This is a genomic window from Motilimonas sp. 1_MG-2023, assembly GCF_030547455.1.
Classification (GTDB): domain Bacteria; phylum Pseudomonadota; class Gammaproteobacteria; order Enterobacterales; family CBDFNC01; genus Motilimonas.
Genome location: NZ_JAUOPX010000005.1, coordinates 77,362 through 94,075, shown reverse-complemented (window position 1 = coordinate 94,075; position 16,714 = coordinate 77,362). Strand labels below are relative to the sequence as shown.

At 44.9% G+C, this 16,714-nt stretch carries 12 protein-coding genes; all 12 read left to right on the top strand.

Annotated elements, in window-relative coordinates; translation table 11 throughout:
- Window positions 1-39: 39 nt before the first annotated feature.
- Entirely contained in the window at window positions 40-4,287 is a 4,248-nt protein-coding gene (locus tag Q4519_RS04005) for a VanZ family protein (RefSeq protein ID WP_303509790.1), read from the top strand.
- Window positions 4,288-4,492: 205 nt separating this feature from the next.
- Window positions 4,493-6,301 carry an asparagine synthetase B gene (locus tag Q4519_RS04000; protein WP_232800762.1) on the top strand — a complete coding sequence of 603 codons (1,809 nt, stop codon included), beginning with the start codon at window positions 4,493-4,495 and terminating at the stop codon, window positions 6,299-6,301.
- Window positions 6,298-7,533 (top strand): hypothetical protein, encoded by a 1,236-nt coding sequence (locus tag Q4519_RS03995; protein WP_303509787.1) that lies wholly within the window; start codon window positions 6,298-6,300, stop codon window positions 7,531-7,533. Before Q4519_RS04000 ends, Q4519_RS03995 begins: the two co-directional genes overlap by 4 nt.
- A 42-nt stretch (window positions 7,534-7,575) precedes the next feature.
- A complete protein-coding gene (locus tag Q4519_RS03990; RefSeq protein WP_303509785.1) occupies window positions 7,576-8,511 on the top strand; it encodes a sulfotransferase in 936 nt (311 codons plus the stop codon).
- Window positions 8,504-9,508: a glycosyltransferase gene (locus Q4519_RS03985; protein ID WP_303509783.1), complete on the top strand. Its 1,005-nt coding sequence runs from the start codon at window positions 8,504-8,506 to the stop codon at window positions 9,506-9,508. The genes Q4519_RS03990 and Q4519_RS03985 overlap by 8 nt, the downstream gene beginning before the upstream one ends.
- A 2-nt stretch (window positions 9,509-9,510) precedes the next feature.
- Window positions 9,511-10,653, top strand: a complete 1,143-nt coding sequence (locus Q4519_RS03980) for a glycosyltransferase family 4 protein (protein WP_303509780.1) — start codon at window positions 9,511-9,513, stop codon at window positions 10,651-10,653.
- 1 nt (window position 10,654) lies between these two features.
- Complete coding sequence (locus tag Q4519_RS03975; RefSeq protein ID WP_303509778.1) at window positions 10,655-11,260, top strand: lipopolysaccharide assembly protein LapB; 606 nt, start codon at window positions 10,655-10,657, stop codon at window positions 11,258-11,260.
- Window positions 11,261-11,309: 49 nt separating this feature from the next.
- On the top strand, window positions 11,310-12,815 hold the full coding sequence (locus Q4519_RS03970) for a lipopolysaccharide biosynthesis protein (RefSeq protein ID WP_303509776.1): 1,506 nt from the start codon (window positions 11,310-11,312) through the stop codon (window positions 12,813-12,815).
- A 4-nt stretch (window positions 12,816-12,819) separates the two neighbouring features.
- Window positions 12,820-13,605 carry a polysaccharide deacetylase family protein gene (locus tag Q4519_RS03965; RefSeq protein WP_232800776.1) on the top strand — a complete coding sequence of 262 codons (786 nt, stop codon included), beginning with the start codon at window positions 12,820-12,822 and terminating at the stop codon, window positions 13,603-13,605.
- Complete coding sequence (locus tag Q4519_RS03960) at window positions 13,602-14,522, top strand: glycosyltransferase family 2 protein (protein WP_303509771.1); 921 nt, start codon at window positions 13,602-13,604, stop codon at window positions 14,520-14,522. Before Q4519_RS03965 ends, Q4519_RS03960 begins: the two co-directional genes overlap by 4 nt.
- Before the next feature lies 1 nt (window position 14,523).
- The gene (locus Q4519_RS03955; RefSeq protein ID WP_303509768.1) at window positions 14,524-15,456 is read left to right on the top strand and encodes a glycosyltransferase; all 933 of its coding nucleotides are present in this window, start codon (window positions 14,524-14,526) and stop codon (window positions 15,454-15,456) included.
- A 53-nt stretch (window positions 15,457-15,509) separates the two neighbouring features.
- Complete coding sequence (locus Q4519_RS03950; protein ID WP_232800782.1) at window positions 15,510-16,709, top strand: hypothetical protein; 1,200 nt, start codon at window positions 15,510-15,512, stop codon at window positions 16,707-16,709.
- Window positions 16,710-16,714 lie beyond the last annotated feature (5 nt).

Sequence of the window (16,714 nt, the reverse complement as noted above, 5' to 3'; positions counted from 1 at the left end):
TTGTAACAACGCTGTTTTTTTGTTGTGCAAGGATGCTTAATGAAGCCGACTCTCAATTCCGCTGACGCTCAATTAAAAACGCCACTTTGGCCGCTGGTTCAATACCAGATCCTGCACTTACTACCACTGTTTGCCGCTTTCATTGCTTTGCTGTTTTTTCTGCCTTATCTCCCTTTAGGAAAAAACCTCAACGAGCTCATTGCACAATCTAATATTATCGGCTTAAGTTTCGCGATAGTTGCCACCCTTTACTTAGTGTTTGTGTTTCCGATTAGCTTATTACGCACTTCAATCTCGATTGCGTCCTTGCTCGGCTACTTACTGATCAGTCATTGCTTACTCTGGTTAATCTTAAGCAGCCAAGTAGCAGCTGAAAGCTTATTTGATATTCTTGGTAGCCCCATTTATCAGTGGCCGTGGGAAACCGAGTTAATGATGCGGTTTTTTGCTTGGCTTTGGCTTATTCAGCTAAGTTGGTTATTGGCCACATTAAACAACCCATTAAAATGGCTTTGGCTGGCCCTTTGTCCTTTTATTTACAGCTTTAGTTACTTAGTTATTATTACCTTTGCCGCTACCGACAACATTACCGAACTATTACAATCACCTTTTGGCCTGATTGGTATCACCGCGGCACTATTTATACTCTTTTTCGCTGCAGATTTACTTAGCCATCCTAATCGCTTAGGCCGACGCATCTTGGTTTATTTTATTGCTTGGTTATTTAGCTTTGGTTTAATCTGGCTCAGCACCGCAAGCCAAGTAGAAAAGTACGGCAGTCAATACTCCGCTTTAAGCTTTATGCTGGGCTTTGATCGCCAACAACAGGTTTCAATGGCACTTATTACCCTATTATCATTGCTTCCTTACATAGTGCTAATGATGGGTCTGATACAATTGCGCAAACTCAGTGTGCAAAGTATCTCACTCACACCTAAGTCCTCTGCATCAGCGTCATCACACTCGTTACACATTAGTGCATGGCCATTAACTTTATACGCCATTCTAATCACTTACGGCACCTTATACCCTTTTAGCCAGTGGCAGAGCATCCCCTTACCAAACTTGTTGTCAGTGCTTAGCAGCCAACCAGCAGGGCTAAGCAGTACCGATATTTTAGTAAACAGCATCATCTATTTACCTTTTGGTTTTATGCTGCATCAACACTTTTATGGCGCCGTGATTAAGCGCCATTTATGGGTGCTGCTCTGGGCATTTTTGCTCAGCTATAGCTTGGAATATTTACAATATTTTTTACCTGAACGAAATACTTCCCAGCTGGATTTATTACTCAACACCTTAGGTGGCGGGCTAGGCAGTTTAATCGCCGCTCGCTACCATCCAGACAGCAACTACTTAGAAAAAATAAACCGCCTGTATCAGCATTATATAATTGATAGACCGAGTAGTTTGTTAGGTATGCTAAGTCTAGTTTGTATGCTCATTGGTTACTTTAGCCCACTGCAACCAAACCTCAGTCCGTTCGGTGTATGGCAAAGTATTAAGCCCTTGTTCGCGCCTCACTTATACGACTTTAGCGCTTTCAAACTGGTGAGTTTTTTCCTACAACACCTGATTATGGGGTTATTACTACGGGCTATTTTATTAGCGCCAAAACGCTGGTTAGCTTGGTTTACCCCCTTAGCCCTAACCTTATTGCACCCCTTTATCTTGTATCACTGGTTGAGTTTGGATTTAGTACTCGGCAGCATCAGTGCCAGCCTCATTCTGCTGCTTGCTTGCCAACAACAGCAAACCAGTCAACGGCAATATTCCGTCATAGCAGGGATAGTATTAGCTTGGTTACTCATCAAAGCGCTAATGCCCAGTACAGGTGAGATACAAGAATTTAACTGGGTACCTTTCTTTTATCAATTACAAAACTTAGCCTTTGCCACCACTATGTTCAACGTGGTGTGGCCAGTATTTGCATTGGCTTTTTGTGCCATGCAACGCCATGCAAATTGGTTTGTTAAGCGAGAACTGATTTGTGCCATTGCGATAGCGTTACTTTTTATTGCCTTAGAGGCTCTGCAAGTCGGTCAGCCGGGTCGCTATCCCGATATTACCGATGCGATTATCGCCACTATAAGCTGGATCTTTATTGTTCATTTTTGGCGCAATCGTTATGTCGCCTTAACTCAAAACCAACAGGAAGCTCACGTTCCTTATTGGCCCATCGCCGTATTTTCTTTATGCTTACTGTTAGTTGGCGCCATGTTAAGCATTCATCAATTCAGCCAAATAACAACGCCAGCTCAAGCCGCACCCAATAGCTATCAATTTGACGTTAACAAATTTAATTCACTGCGCCCTAGACTACCTTCACCTAATGTTGAAGAAATAGTGGCGTTGAAAAATGATGGCCAATACTTACGCTCCCTAGCAAGGCTTAGCCAGCGAGGTAAGTTAGAAAGCCAAGTACAGCTCGCTTATTTCACCCCAGAATCAGTGGATTTAGCGCAGCTGCATCAAAGCTTAATGGCACTTAAATTTAGTGGCCGCGGCAATGTACAAGTAAAACCCCTCGCCCTTGCTTATGACTGGCTTTATACCCGTTGGAGTCAGCAACAACTAATTGAGTTAAGGGCTAAGTTACTGGAAGGTTGTCAATTTACCCAAAATTATATTGTCACCGAACAACTCTCTCCCTATAACGTATATTTGTATAACAGCCCATTGCAAGCCCTTATGGCCTGCGCTATTGCTGGCTATCAAGAGTCACCAGAGTTTGATGCGGTGATGAATTTTACGGCTTACACTTGGCTAGAGCAGGTATTGCCAGTTTGGCGTCAGGTTATGGGGCAACATGGCGGCTGGCATGAAGGCGCCGAATATGTCGGAATAGGCATTGGCCAAGCCATCTATCAATTACCTGCAATGTGGCGCAAAGCAACTGGTGACAATTTTTTCAACGAGCCCAGCATCCGAGGCTTTGCCGATTTTCTACTGTATCGTATTCGGCCAGATGATAGTCAGATTCGCTGGGGTGATGGCCGCTTTTTCAACCGAGGCATACCCGATCAACTAGCCTTAGCACTTGAGCTTAACCACCAAGCTAGCTTAGATAGGATCAGTCATCGCGACCTAGCTCCTACCTCATGGCCTTGGGGACCGCTGGCTGGAGAGATGCTCCCCGCTGCTCAACCCGCACCACTGCCTTGGGCTAAATGGTTTGACGGTATTGGGCATTTAATCGCGCGTAGCAGTGACGATGATCAAGCCACTATGGTCAATTTTCGTGCAGGTGATAACTACTGGTCACACCAACATTTAGATCAAGGCAGCTTCACCCTATACAAAGGTAGCCCTCTTGCTATCGACAGTGGCTTCTACGGCCCCGGCTATGGCGCTGATCACCATTTAAACTACAGCTATCAAACCATTGCCCATAACACCCTGACTATCACCGATCCTAAAGACAACCAGCCAATGCCCGCAAAAAACTCAGGCCAAGCCGAACGTGAAATAGCCAATGATGGTGGGCAAAGGCGTATTGGCTCTGGCTGGGGCAGCGCCGCGCCAGTTAGCCTAGCGCAATGGCAGCAACAAAGAGATACTTATCATACTGCTAAGGTGCTAGAGCAAGTCCAAACCAATGATTTTGTATTAGTCTACGCAGATCTGACCCCTGCCTATACCAATCTAGCGTCCGGCCGAGGCGAATTTTCGGCCCGAACGCGTCGAGTAGAGTCCATCAAGCGGCTGTTTATTTATGATAAATTTTTAGACAGTGCCATAGTGTACGATCTGGTGCTAGCCACTCACAGCGCATTTACCAAACGCTGGTTACTCCATACCAACCAAGTTCCTCGCCAACAAGAAAATGGTGACTGGTTAGTACAAAATTATCCCCAATATGAACGCCAGCAAGAGGCTAACTTATGGGTATCACCCTTGTTACCACAAAAATCATACGTGCTTACCTTAGGCGGCCCAGAATTTGACTTTTATGTCGACGGAAAAAACTACGATGAAGCAGGAAAGATCAACACTATCATCAACCAACAACGCCAACCAAAACCCGAGCCGGGTCAATGGCGATTAGAGATAATCCCTGAAAAGCAGCAACTTAACGATGAATTTTTGGTAGTTCTCAAGCCCGAGCTAGCCAATCGAACCAATATCACAAAGCACACTTTTTTCACCGAGCAGGGACGCCATCAGCTCGCCCTCTCGCGGCTCAATTACCAGCTCAGTTTAATCATTACACCGACACAAATAGAACTCAAACAGCAACAGGCGCAACAGGCGCAACAGGTGAAAACTTGGCACATAAAGAAATAGCGATCTAGCGGCCGCCATGAAAGCTAGCAATGATCTGGAGCTGTTTACCTTGGTGGTTGAACTTGTTTGCGTCACCTCGCGCAAGGATCAGCAACAAAAAGTCACTTATTCCTTACCACCTAAAGTATGAAAATAAACAGATTTACCCTAACAAATTTATTTTTGACTACACTTAAAAAACGTTCAATTTGGCAGGAAAACGCGCATGGATGCAATGGTTGGCATTTCAGGGTCCCCCAAGATTCGGGTTAACCAAGCACGGCAATTAACCCTGATTGATAGGCCCAACCTAAGCCTTGCCACCCAGCAACCTGAATTAAGCTTTACTTCAAACCAACTTGGTTTTTACTGCTTAATAGGCCACCCAAAGTGGCTGCAAACGGCATTAACCCAGCCAAGCGCACAGCAACAATTCAGCCATCAGTTTATACAGTCACCGCAACAGGCGCTCAATCAACTTAACGGGCGCTTTGCTTTAGTTTATAGCGATACCAAGCAATCTATTGTCGCCAGCGATCCATTCGCTAGCCAGTGTATTTATTACACCCAAGTAGAGCAGCAACTTATATTCGCCACCAGTATGAATATGCTCTTACTGCAATTACAGCAAGCCCCTGCTATTGATCACCAAGCCATATTTAATTACCTCTACTTTCATATGATCCCTAGCCCGCAAACGATCTTCAAAGGGATTTACAAGCTAAAACCTGGTGAAATGCTGCGCTTTAGGGATGGCCAACTCACACACCAACAATATTTTGTCCCGCAATTCAGCGAAGACAAAAAGCAAAGTCAGCAGGAATTGCAACAAGCGTTATTCACCACCTTACAAGAGGCCGTACAACGCCAGCTACCTGAGTCTGCCGAGCAAGTAGGTAGCTTTTTAAGTGGCGGTTTAGACAGCTCAACCATTACCGGCTTACTCAACCAAATAAAAGCCAATAGCCCAAGCTTTTCGATTGGCTTTCATGTCGAAAAATACAATGAACTACCTTGGGCTGAGCTATGTGCGAAGCATTTTTCTAGCCCTATGCAGCAATTAAAAATCGAGGCCGATGAAACCGCCGACGTGATCGACAAGATCACCGCATGGCAAGATGAGCCATTTGGCAATTCCTCTGTCGTGCCCACCTATTTTTGTGCCCGCCTAGCTAAGCAGCATGGCATGAACACCCTATTAGCAGGTGATGGCGGCGATGAGCTGTTTGCCGGAAATGCCCGCTATGCCAAGCAGCAAATTTTTGAAATTTATCAACAACTACCAACGGCTATACAAAAAAACGTATGCGACCCGTTACTGCAATCTTCTACTTTAAAGCAATGGCGCTTAGGGCAAAAAATACAAAGCTATCTCAACCAAGCCAAAATAAAGCTACCGACGCGATTAGAAAGCTACAACTTTATACATCGCCTTGGCCCAGAGCATTTTTTCACCCCTGAATTCTTAGCACAAGTGGATGTAGAGCAGCCCGAACAACAGAACCAAACTTGGTTTGACATACCAGAGCCAGCCAGCCAACTTAACCGAATGCTCTGGCTCGATTGGAAACATACCTTAGCCGATAATGACTTACGTAAAGTGAGTAGCATGTGCCAACTGGCAAACATAGACGTTCGCTTCCCGATGTTAGACCGTGAAGTAGTCGATCTTAGCTGTCGCATCCCCAGTCAGTGGAAGCTACCCTTTGGAAAGCTGCGCCATTTCTACAAGCAAAGCTTTAGAACCTTTCTGCCTCATGAGCTGCAAAAGAAACCTAAACATGGCTTTGGCTTACCCTTTGGTATTTGGACCAAAGAAAACCAAGCACTGCAAGATTTAGCCAGCACCGGTATCAATACGCTTTCTGGCCTTAATATTTTTTCGCCTCAGCTACTCAGCCAAGTTCAACAACTGCATCAACAGGAGCATGCTGAATACTATGGCGAGCTAATTTGGATCCTGATGATGCTGGGGTTGTGGCTAAAAGCGCACCAACAGCTGAAACTAAAAACCAACAAGGAAGCTGCTGCATGATATTGCTTTCATTGGAAATTATATTTTTATGGCTAATAGTGGGTAACCTAATTTTATTACTTAGCTACCGCCACTCCCTGAGACAGTTTTGGTTAGAGCCCATGATTAAGCAGCCCATTATTATCTTTGAAAGTGACGATTGGGGGCCGGGCCCAATCGAGCACGCTCAAACACTGCATAAGATCCAGCAGCTACTCAGTGAATTTAGAGACTATCGAGGCCATTGCGCTCATATGACCATAGGCGCCGTCTTATCCATTCCGGATGCTGAGAAAATTCAGCAGAGTCAGTACCAAGAGTATGCCGGCCTCGACTTATGTCTGCCGCAATTTTCCGATATTCTCAGTAGCCTAAAACAAGGTCAGCAAGCGGGTGTATTTTCATTGCAATTACATGGTCGCGAGCATTATTGGCCAAGTAAGCTACTCTCGGGAATACAGAAAAATAATGAATTAAAAGAATGGCTTGAACATGATAGCGCCTACACCGAAAAACTGCCATCGCCACTACAAAGTCGCTGGAACCCAGCGCTAAACATTGCTGACATTGCGGTAGCGGTAAAGCAAGAGGTAGACTTATTTAAACGTTGTTTTGGTTTTGCCCCTGAAGTTGTAGTGCCACCGACTTTCGTCTGGAGCGAAGAGGTGGAAATCAGTTGGCGCAGTCATGGTATTCATACCATCATCACACCCGGACAGCGCTTTATCAAACGAACTGATAGCCATTTTAGTTCTGACAAAAAACGCATCGTTAATCATCAAACTTCTGCCACAGGGCAAACATACCTAGTAAGAAACCAATATTTTGAGCCCGAATTTGGTCACCAATGGCAAGAAGCGCTAGACAAAGTGTGTAACAGCATTGGATTGGCACGTCCCTGCCTATTTGAAACCCATCGATTTAATTTTGTTAATTCACCAGAGGGCAGCCAAAACAGCTTGAGCCAAATACGAAACCTACTGGAGCAAGCCATTAAAACATGGCCAGATTGTTGCTTCCTATCAAGTCTCGAGTTAGTACGTTTGCCACAACATGATCCCGATAAACTTCTGATCCATAACTGGCGCCATCGCTTACAGTGCTGGCGAAATCGCGCTTTTACGCTCCCAAAGTTTCGCCACCTTGCTACTTTAACTGGGCTGAACTTTATCTGCTGGCTCATCATACAGATGAAACCAATAGCCGATTTTAACTTGTGGCAACACCAAAACCAGAAAACGAGACCAAACTAAAAAAGTAATAAAATCATTAGTAGACACAAGGACGCGGACACCATGGCCAGCAACATCTTGCACAAGCTCACCAGCGCAGACTACCTGCATAAAAACCTGACAGCATTAAAGCAGGAGCTTAAAGGTCAATGGTGGCAAATCACTCAACCCAACACTCCTGACCCAATTTTCATCATAGGTTGCTCACGTAGTGGCACTACGGTCACCTTTGAAACACTAGGCGAATCAAATGAAGTGGTCTCATTAGGCTATGAAACCCCACAACTATGGCATAAGCTACACGGACCTCAGCATAATCAATGGCATTCCGAAGCCGCCACTGCAGAAGACGCCCAACCCGCTCATAGAAATGCTTATTTTAAACACTATTACCAACGACTTAGCCACGGCCAAATTTTAGATAAAACCTGTATCAACATTTTGCGCTTACCCTATCTTTATCAGCTATTTCCCAATGCCAAATTTGTATTTTTATACCGTAACGGGCGTGACAATATCAGCTCATTAATGGATGGATGGCGTAACCACAACCACTTTGGTCTCAACCAATTTCTTGGTGCAAGCCCTGAGCCAGTCAACATCGAGCATGGCGAATTCAATCAGTGGCACTTTTTTTTACCACCACAATGGCGTGACTACAATCAAAGTAGCCTTGCCGAAGTGTGTGCAATGCAATGGCTCAGTGCCAACAATTTAGCATTAGAAGCAAAGCAGCTCATTCCCCCTCAGCAATGGGTTGAGCTGCAGTATGAGCAATTTATTGCACAACCCGTGGCACAGATAAATCGCGTTTGCCAGCAACTTGAGTTGAATTTCAACCCGCAGATGCAACGGCACTGTGAACAACTATCATCAAGGCCCACCAGCATGGTTTCAGGTAAGCCCGAGCCAGAGAAATGGAAAAAACGTAACTACGACGCGATAGTGTCCATCCAAGATACCATTGCCCCACTAATGCAGAAGCTTGGCTATGAGTAACCCCTTTGATAACCTCGCCCCGACCAAAAAATCATCAGAGACAGTCAAGACTGTCACTGACGCCCAATACCAACCTAAGTTTTCAGTGATAGTGCCGTTTTATAATGCAGCCGAAACCTTAGCCAAAGCGATCCATTCTATCTTGCAGCAAAGCTGGCCTGCTTATGAAATTATTCTGGTGGATGATGGGTCGACTGATGACAGCGCCGAGATCGCCAAAGCATTTACATCACACCAGGTACATTACTACTACCAAGAAAATCAAGGCGTTTCCGCAGCTCGAAATTTTGGCGTGGCGAAATCTGGGGGAGATTGGCTGTGCTTTTTAGATGCCGACGATTGGTATTACCCTGACCGTCTTCAATTACACGGTGAATGGCTCCAGCAACAACCTAGCATAGATATCCTAACGGGGGATTTTGAATACTGGGTTGATGGCGACAATGCCATTAAGCGATCTTTAGCACAAACCCCAGCTGGCCAATATTTATTGGGCAAGTACCCAAGTCAAACTCAGCTAACTTTTGACGAACACGCCCTGACCCTTTTTGTCGGTAAGCATTTCGGTGATACCCATACCCTCAGCGTTCGAAAAACGCTATTCCAACAAAGTGGCGGCTACCCCACCGAGTTAAAAGTGTGTGAAGATGTTAGTTTATTAATTCGACTTTGCCAGCACGCCAATTGTATCGGCGCTGTAACTCAGCCTTTAGCCGCCTATTATGTTCATCCAAGCAGCGCCACTCGCAGCAACCCGCTTTTTGCCCAACAACAAACGCTAATTGCTTACAAGCAGTTGATTCAAGAGTCCTTTAAACCTGCTATTCATACTGGTTTAAAAGCAGCCTTACGTGCAGCCAATCTAGATCTGGCCTATTGTCAACTCAAACAAGAATTACGCTGGGCAGCGCTTAGAAGCATAACTCAAGGTTTTTTCAAGCGTGAAGTCACACTACGAGATGTGTTATCGGTTACTAAATCGGCACTAGGGAGCTGAGCATGACAAGAAAAAAAGGCATTCTAGTGTTAAGTGAATTGTTTTTACCGACCAAGGGCGGAACCGCCGTCTGGTTTGACCAAGTTTATCGGCGCTTAGGCGGTAAAGAGCATCACATCATTACCGCAGATGTGGCAGGGGCTGCGCAACATGATAGTACTCACCCCAACACAGTGCATCGCATCAGCCTCACTCGAGTAAGCTGGCTAAAACCAGAGTCACTTTGGATGTACTTGAACCTATTGTTCCACAGCTGCTGGGTTTGCATACACTATCGCAGTCGAGTCATACACGCTGGCCGCGTACTACCCGAAGGCGCAATCGCCTTACTCTGCAGTAAAGTCTTTCGCATTCCATGTGTCATTTATGCTCATGGTGAAGAGATCACAACCTGGCGACAAAAAAACAAATTTAAAGCCATGGTCTACGTTTATCAACACTGCGACACCATTATTGCCAACAGTGAATTTACTCGCGAAGAGCTATTAAAACTTGGCATCGCCAAAGAAAAAATCACCTTGATCCATCCAGGAGTTGATACCAGCACCTTCAAACCTGAGTTGCCTTGCCAAGATTTAAAGCAGCAAATTGGCTTACAACCAAAAGAGCAGTTATTACTCTCTGTTGGTCGGCTCAGTCGGCGTAAAGGCTTTGATAATGTGATTCGCGCCTTACCATTACTCCGTGAACAAGGCATCAATGTACGTTATGCCATAATAGGAATCGGCGAAGACGAGGCTTATCTCAAACAGCTTGCCGACGAATTAAAAGTGAGAGAGCAAGTTAGTTTTCTTGGCCATGTCAACGTTGACGATCTACCACGTTGGTATAATGCCTGTGACATTTTCGTTATGCCTAATCGAGAAATTAATGGTGATACCGAAGGCTTTGGCATGGTCTTTATAGAAGCCGCGGCCTGCGGTAAAACGTCTTTGTCAGGTATTGTCGGCGGCCCGCCGAACGCCGTGTTACATGAAAAAACCGGCCTAAATGTTGATGGCGAGGATATTGCCGCATTAAGCCAAGCCCTGATCCGCTTACTTCAAGACCATCAATCTTTCGCCAGTCACGCCTATCAACGAGTACTAGATGAACTAAGCTGGGAAAAGGTAGCGCAACAAACCCAACAACTTGAAGGGGTATAAAATGAAATGGCTTTGGTGTTTATTAGTTTTCTCTTGCTCCGCACAGGCGGCGGTAAAAAGCATCTCTCCCGACGCGAATGAACTGGCGTCCCTGCCAGGCTATTGCAAAGCCAAGATTGGACTACAGTCCGATCACCCTACCACCTTGTATTGGAAAAATGTCATTGGCAAAGATTTTGTACACATACATCATCATTGCTTTGCCTTGGCCGACTTAAATCGTTTTTATACCAGCCCCCATGCAGGCGAGCGCCAAGACTATCTCAATCGGGCAAAAAACAATATTGATTACATGATGGAGCACGCTGGTAAACAGTACCCACTTTGGTACGACACTTATTTACTCAATGCTAAAATCGCACACTTCGATAAACGCCATGACGACGCCTTAAAGTCATTACAGCATGCCCTAACATACAAACCGAAGGACATAAGAGCACAGTTGCTCGAAGTGGATATTTATACTGAAATTGGGGAGTTCACTTTAGCGCAAGCTAAATTAGATGAAGTAAAACAACTCGCTCCTAAACTTCGCACGATCAAGCCACGACAAGATCGAATTCAAGCTTTACAAACTGAGCAGCCCCATGCCACTAACGCACAGTAAATGGCAAGCTAAAGTGCACGCTTATTTCTTGATAGTGTGGGCTTAACTAATGAGTTCTTCAAGTACTCTACGCAAAAGCGCATCTTGGGTTGCCCTAGGGAATTTAAGCTGCCGCGTGATTGAGTTTGGTTTTTCCATTGCTCTGGCTCGTATTTTATTACCCGAACACTTTGGCCAAGTCGTCACGGTACAAATATTTACTGGCTTCGCCTCCTTGCTGGTCGGAGGTGGATTAGGTCAAGCTCTCGTACGTCAGCACCAGATAACAGAGGATGACAGGCGCACCGTTTTTACGATACAACTGCTAACAGGTTTAGGATTTTTTACTGCTTTTACCGCTGTCAGCCCAAGCTTTGCTGATTTTTTTAAACAAGATATTTACCTCAGTCTGATGCCGCTCGCGGCCGCCACCTTCATCGCTCGACCTTGGGTCAATATTCAAGGTGTACTGCTACAACGTGATTATCAGTATCACCACATTACCCGAATTAAAATCATCACTTTAATCGCCAGTTCAACCATTAGCTTGGTACTGGCTTTGGTCTACCGCAATCCCCACAGCTTAATCATTGGCGGTTTGGTCAGTAGCTTAATCTCATTTCCATTGCTCACCCGCTGCAGTCACTGGATACCAAGACTTGGTTTGAAGCGCGCTTCGGTCAACAAGTTAGCCAACTTTGGCGCCACTTTTACCGGCAATAATTTACTGTTTTACGTTCGGAATCAAATCCCTCGTTTTCTGGTTGGCAGCTTGTTAGGCCCAAGCTCTCTAGGTTTGATGAATAAAGCCGATAGCTTAGCCGAAACCCCTTTGATGGTATTTGTTAATGCCTTGGCACAACCTAACTTTCGCCGCATGTCAGAACTGAGAGATCAACCAAAGGCCTATCAAGATCTTTTTATAAAAGTTTGTAGTGTGTTATTGCTTTATATTGGCCCCATCTACATTAGCCTTGCACTCCTGTCTAAGCCGTTTATCTCTCTCGTCTTTGGTGAAAACTGGGCAATATCAGGCGAGCTACTGGGCATCCTTGCTTGGAGTGGCTTTATCCGCTTAATGATAAACCCTGCCAGTACCGTGCTTTCTAGCAAAGCAAAACTGCTAAAAGACATGAGAATAAATATAGAGATTATTATTTTACTGGGTATTTATTGTATTGCGTTTTGGCAAAGAGATCTCAGCAGCTTGTGTTATGCATTAGTTGCTGCCAGTGCTTATAACTTAGTGAGAGCACAAAGCTATGCCCTGCCTTTAGTGAATTTATCGCTGCAACAGTGGTTACGCCAACTGAGTGGTGTTTTTGTTTTTTTACTCGGCTATTTGGGCCTTTCTCTTCTACTCTTAAAAGGGATGAATATGGCTAACATGGATGTCAACACGCCCTCTGGCTTTATCCTTTGTTTAGTCTGCTCACCATTATTGGCACTAATTTTGTTTTTTACTCTGCCTTCTACTGCAATTGCTGCAGAACGAGGCAGATTTTTGATGGCAGCAAAACTCGCCATTAAAAAATATAAAACGAAATTCGCCATTGGCTGCAACATGAAAGGATAGCCGGATGATTAACCCACTATTTGCCGCTAATCTTTTAGATCGCCCACGTAAGATAGTGCTGATGTATCACAGCGTGCCAACACTATCGCAGCAAGCCACCCAATACGACAGCACACTCGCCCAATTTAAGCAGCATCTCGCTTTATTAGCTCAGCTAAATAGCCAAGTTGTCACCCTTAACACATTAATGACAACCCGAGATAGCCAAGGCTTGCAAATTGCGATTACCTTTGATGATGGCTACCTTGATAATTTAACCAATGCGTTACCGGCACTCACTGAGTATCAATTTCCGGCCACCTTATTTATGGTCACTCGTGCCGCGCCTGCTGTGAGTCAATGGAGCCCGAATCCTAAGCCATTGCTCTCGCCCCAACAATTGCAAAAGCTTGATGAACAAGGTTGGGAAATTGGTGGCCACACTTGCCACCATCTTGATTTAACTCGCCTTTCAGCTTCGCAGTCGCAACAACAAATAAACAACTGTAAAGATGATTTGGAGCAGCAGCTGGGCAAAGCCGTTAATAGTTTTGCTTACCCCTTTGGCCGCTATCAACAGCATCATGAGGAACAACTGGCTGCAGCTGGATTTGAGTACGCTTGCACCACGCGTGCAGGCGCTGTGCAACCCCATACTCAACCACTGACGATCCCTCGTATCACCGTTTTCGCCAATGATTGCGCCCCTACGTTGCTACGTAAGCTGACATTTATAAGTAATAAAATGAGCTGGTTTGACGTCGCGGGTTACTATGCCTCGCGCATTTTAAAAACCAAGGTGGCCTCATGATAGTGTCGGTGATCATGCCTGTGTTCAATGCTGAAAAAACCTTAATTGAAAGCGTCAATTCAGTGTTGGCGCAAAGCTTAACCGATTTCGAATTAATCTTGATTAACGACGGCTCAACCGATAGCAGTCCAACGATCGCACAGCAATTAATGACCCAAGAGCCTCGAATTCTACTGTTGACTCAAACTAATCAGGGGGCACCAAGTGCACGTAATTACGGCATTAGCCAAGCAAAAGGGCAATACCTGTGCTTTCTAGATGCAGATGATCGCTGGCGTAATGACTTTTTACAAAAGATGAGCCAAGCGCTCGAAAGGGAGCAACAAGATTTTGCTTATTGTGGCTGGCAAAACGTGGGCACCCAACAAGGCGAACCTTTTGTACCGCCCGATTACCAAGCCATGCCAGATAAAAAATTAAAGCTTATCCAAAGCACTCGTTGGCCAATCCATGGCGTGATAGTTAATCGCGAGCTGGTAATTGAAAATGGTATGTTTAACACTCACTATCGAACCTGTGAAGACTTTGCGCTATGGCTACGTCTGACTCTTAATCGCGACATTGTCAGAGTGCCTGAAGTACTCGCTTATTACGTTCACCATTCACATGGGCAACAAACCGATAATCGAGCGCAAATCTTGCTCGATCATTTTCAGATCCAACAAGATTACTTCAAGCAACATCCCGAACTTGTCAATGAACTGGGCCAAGGGCAATTAACCCAGCTCAGTGAGGGCCACTTATATACACAAGCCATGACAGCCTATTGGCAAGGTGACTTAAATGCTGCCCGCCAAGTATTTCGTCAATTGATGAAACGACGCTACGGCAAAATAAAACAATGGCTTTATATGTTACCTAGCTGGCTACCTATTCGACTGCATCAGCAGCTACTGGCTTTAAAACGAGGGCATTAATATGACGGCATCAGTCACACTGGCTTTTTGTACCTATAATCGCGCTTGGCGGCTGCCCAAATTACTTGCCTCTATTAGAGCGCAAACCTGTAGCGTCCCCTTTGATATTTTAGCCGTCAATAACAACAGCCAGGACAACACCTTAGAAGTTCTCAGTGAATTACAAAATTTACCGGGTGCAGAGCTCAAAGTGGTAACCGAAACCCAGCAGGGCATAACCTTCGCTCGTAACCGTGCGATTAAAGAATGCTTAAATAAAGGCGTGATGATATTCATTGATGATGACGAACTGCCCTTACCAGGATTAATTGAGGCCGCCAGCAAATCGATTTGCCAAGATGGCTTTAATATTGTGGGCGGAAAAGTCATATTGGAGCTTGATTGCCCCAGACCCAAATGGCTGACTGATATGTATTTACCTTTCTTAGCGGCGGTAGATTATGGCGAAGAAGCATTTGTAATAACAGATACAACATCTCCACTGTGGACAGCTAACATTGCTTATGACATGTCCCTATTTCGCGACCATGCAAACTTAAGATTCGATCCCAGATTCAATCGTATCGGCAGTGATATTGGCGGCGGTGAAGACATGCAGTTATTTAAGCAATGCCTCGCATTACCCAATATTAGAATACGCTATGAGCCTCAAATGCAAGTGCAACATCATATTGAAGCTTGGCGCGTAAAGCGCCTATATTTCCTAAAATTACATTATCGCTGTGGCTATAAACAAGCCAAGTTCAACCAAGCTGAGTATCAAGGCAAGACCTTGTTTGGCATTCCCGGCTTCTTATTTATTCAAGTCCTTAAACAGAGTTGGCATAGTTTGATTATACAATTAAAAGGCCAACCTGAAGCATTGCGGCAATGGATGAACGCCTGCCATACCTTAGGCATGCTTAAAGGCTACCGAGCCAAAAATAGCAGCTGAAATGACAATAATTGGCGCTCAAAAAGATCGTACAAAATACAGCAGGAGCTAACATGAAAGCCATTTTGCACATCGGTACTGAAAAAACGGGCACCACTTCTCTACAGCATTTTTTCAGCAACAACCGACAAGTGTTAAGCCAACAAGGCATACTGTATGCACGCTCTCCTGGTGATGAAAACCACCTAAAGTTGTACACCTATGCCCTTGATGATGACAAACAGGACGATGCTTACATTTATCGCGGATTACAAGAACTAAGCAAGCGCCAACAATGGCGCGCAACCTTTCAACATGAACTTAAACAAGAGATAAAACACGCTGCGCAACAAGGTATTCATACGGTTATTTTTTCTAACGAACACTGCCATTCAAGACTCACTCGCGAGAATGAAATTCAACGCCTAAAAGAGTTACTCGAACCACTCTTTTCAGAAATCGCTGTTAGCGTTTACCTTCGGCGTCAAGATCAACTTGCTGTTAGTTTATATAGTACTAAGCTCAAATATAACGAACCGAGACAAAACTATTTTTGCCCTGAAGATCCACAAGATGCCTTTTTTAATTACGCATTGTTGCTAGAAAAATGGTCCAAAGTATTTGGCTATGCCCACATAGAGCCCGCTATTTTTTGCCCGACTAAATTAGCCAAGGGCGATCTTATCTATGATTTTTGCCAGCGTTATGAAATAGATTTTCAATTGTGCCAGCAAACCCTAATGCAAAACGAATCCCTCGACGCCAAAGGACAACATTTTTTACAACAGTTCAATCAGTTCTTGCCCATGTATGTAAACAACCAATTAAACCCCGACCGCTTTGGGATACTAGAAGCAATGGAAGCCCTTTTTAGTGGCCCAGCCGCACTGCCACCTCGTGCTGAAGCAAAAGCCTATTATCAACAGTTTGCAGCATCCAATGCTCATGTTGCCGACACTTGGTTTGGCGGACATACCATGTTTACACTCGACTTTGCACGCTACCCTGAGCAAGCCCCTCAGGTGCACTTATCGGAGTCCGAGCTGATCGCCATTGCAGCCCAGTTATGGCTGCAACAAAAAAGTCAGCGCCAACAAGCTGAATCGAATTTACTCACACAATTAAAAGAAAGCAGCAATGACCAAGTCCGCTATCAAAAATTAGCCGAATATTTTGCCCCTAGCCATCACGACTTAGGTAAATTTTTAATGGACTGCGCCCTCGATAAACGCTCATTAACCGATAAAATAAGCCAAAAGATAAAGCGGGCATAAAATAC

What these genes read in the sequence shown, in the direction of transcription:
- Q4519_RS03960 (WP_303509771.1), top strand. Translation starts at nt 13,602, where the DNA reads ATGATAGTGTCGGTGATCATGCCTGTGTTCAATGCTGAAAAAACCTTA.
- Q4519_RS03955 (WP_303509768.1), top strand. Translation starts at nt 14,524, where the DNA reads ATGACGGCATCAGTCACACTGGCTTTTTGTACCTATAATCGCGCTTGG.
- Q4519_RS03985 (WP_303509783.1), top strand. Translation starts at nt 8,504, where the DNA reads ATGAGTAACCCCTTTGATAACCTCGCCCCGACCAAAAAATCATCAGAG.
- Q4519_RS03975 (WP_303509778.1), top strand. Translation starts at nt 10,655, where the DNA reads ATGAAATGGCTTTGGTGTTTATTAGTTTTCTCTTGCTCCGCACAGGCG.
- Q4519_RS03980 (WP_303509780.1), top strand. Translation starts at nt 9,511, where the DNA reads ATGACAAGAAAAAAAGGCATTCTAGTGTTAAGTGAATTGTTTTTACCG.
- Q4519_RS03965 (WP_232800776.1), top strand. Translation starts at nt 12,820, where the DNA reads ATGATTAACCCACTATTTGCCGCTAATCTTTTAGATCGCCCACGTAAG.
- Q4519_RS04000 (WP_232800762.1), top strand. Translation starts at nt 4,493, where the DNA reads ATGGATGCAATGGTTGGCATTTCAGGGTCCCCCAAGATTCGGGTTAAC.
- Q4519_RS03990 (WP_303509785.1), top strand. Translation starts at nt 7,576, where the DNA reads ATGGCCAGCAACATCTTGCACAAGCTCACCAGCGCAGACTACCTGCAT.
- Q4519_RS03995 (WP_303509787.1), top strand. Translation starts at nt 6,298, where the DNA reads ATGATATTGCTTTCATTGGAAATTATATTTTTATGGCTAATAGTGGGT.
- Q4519_RS03950 (WP_232800782.1), top strand. Translation starts at nt 15,510, where the DNA reads ATGAAAGCCATTTTGCACATCGGTACTGAAAAAACGGGCACCACTTCT.
- Q4519_RS04005 (WP_303509790.1), top strand. Translation starts at nt 40, where the DNA reads ATGAAGCCGACTCTCAATTCCGCTGACGCTCAATTAAAAACGCCACTT.
- Q4519_RS03970 (WP_303509776.1), top strand. Translation starts at nt 11,310, where the DNA reads ATGAGTTCTTCAAGTACTCTACGCAAAAGCGCATCTTGGGTTGCCCTA.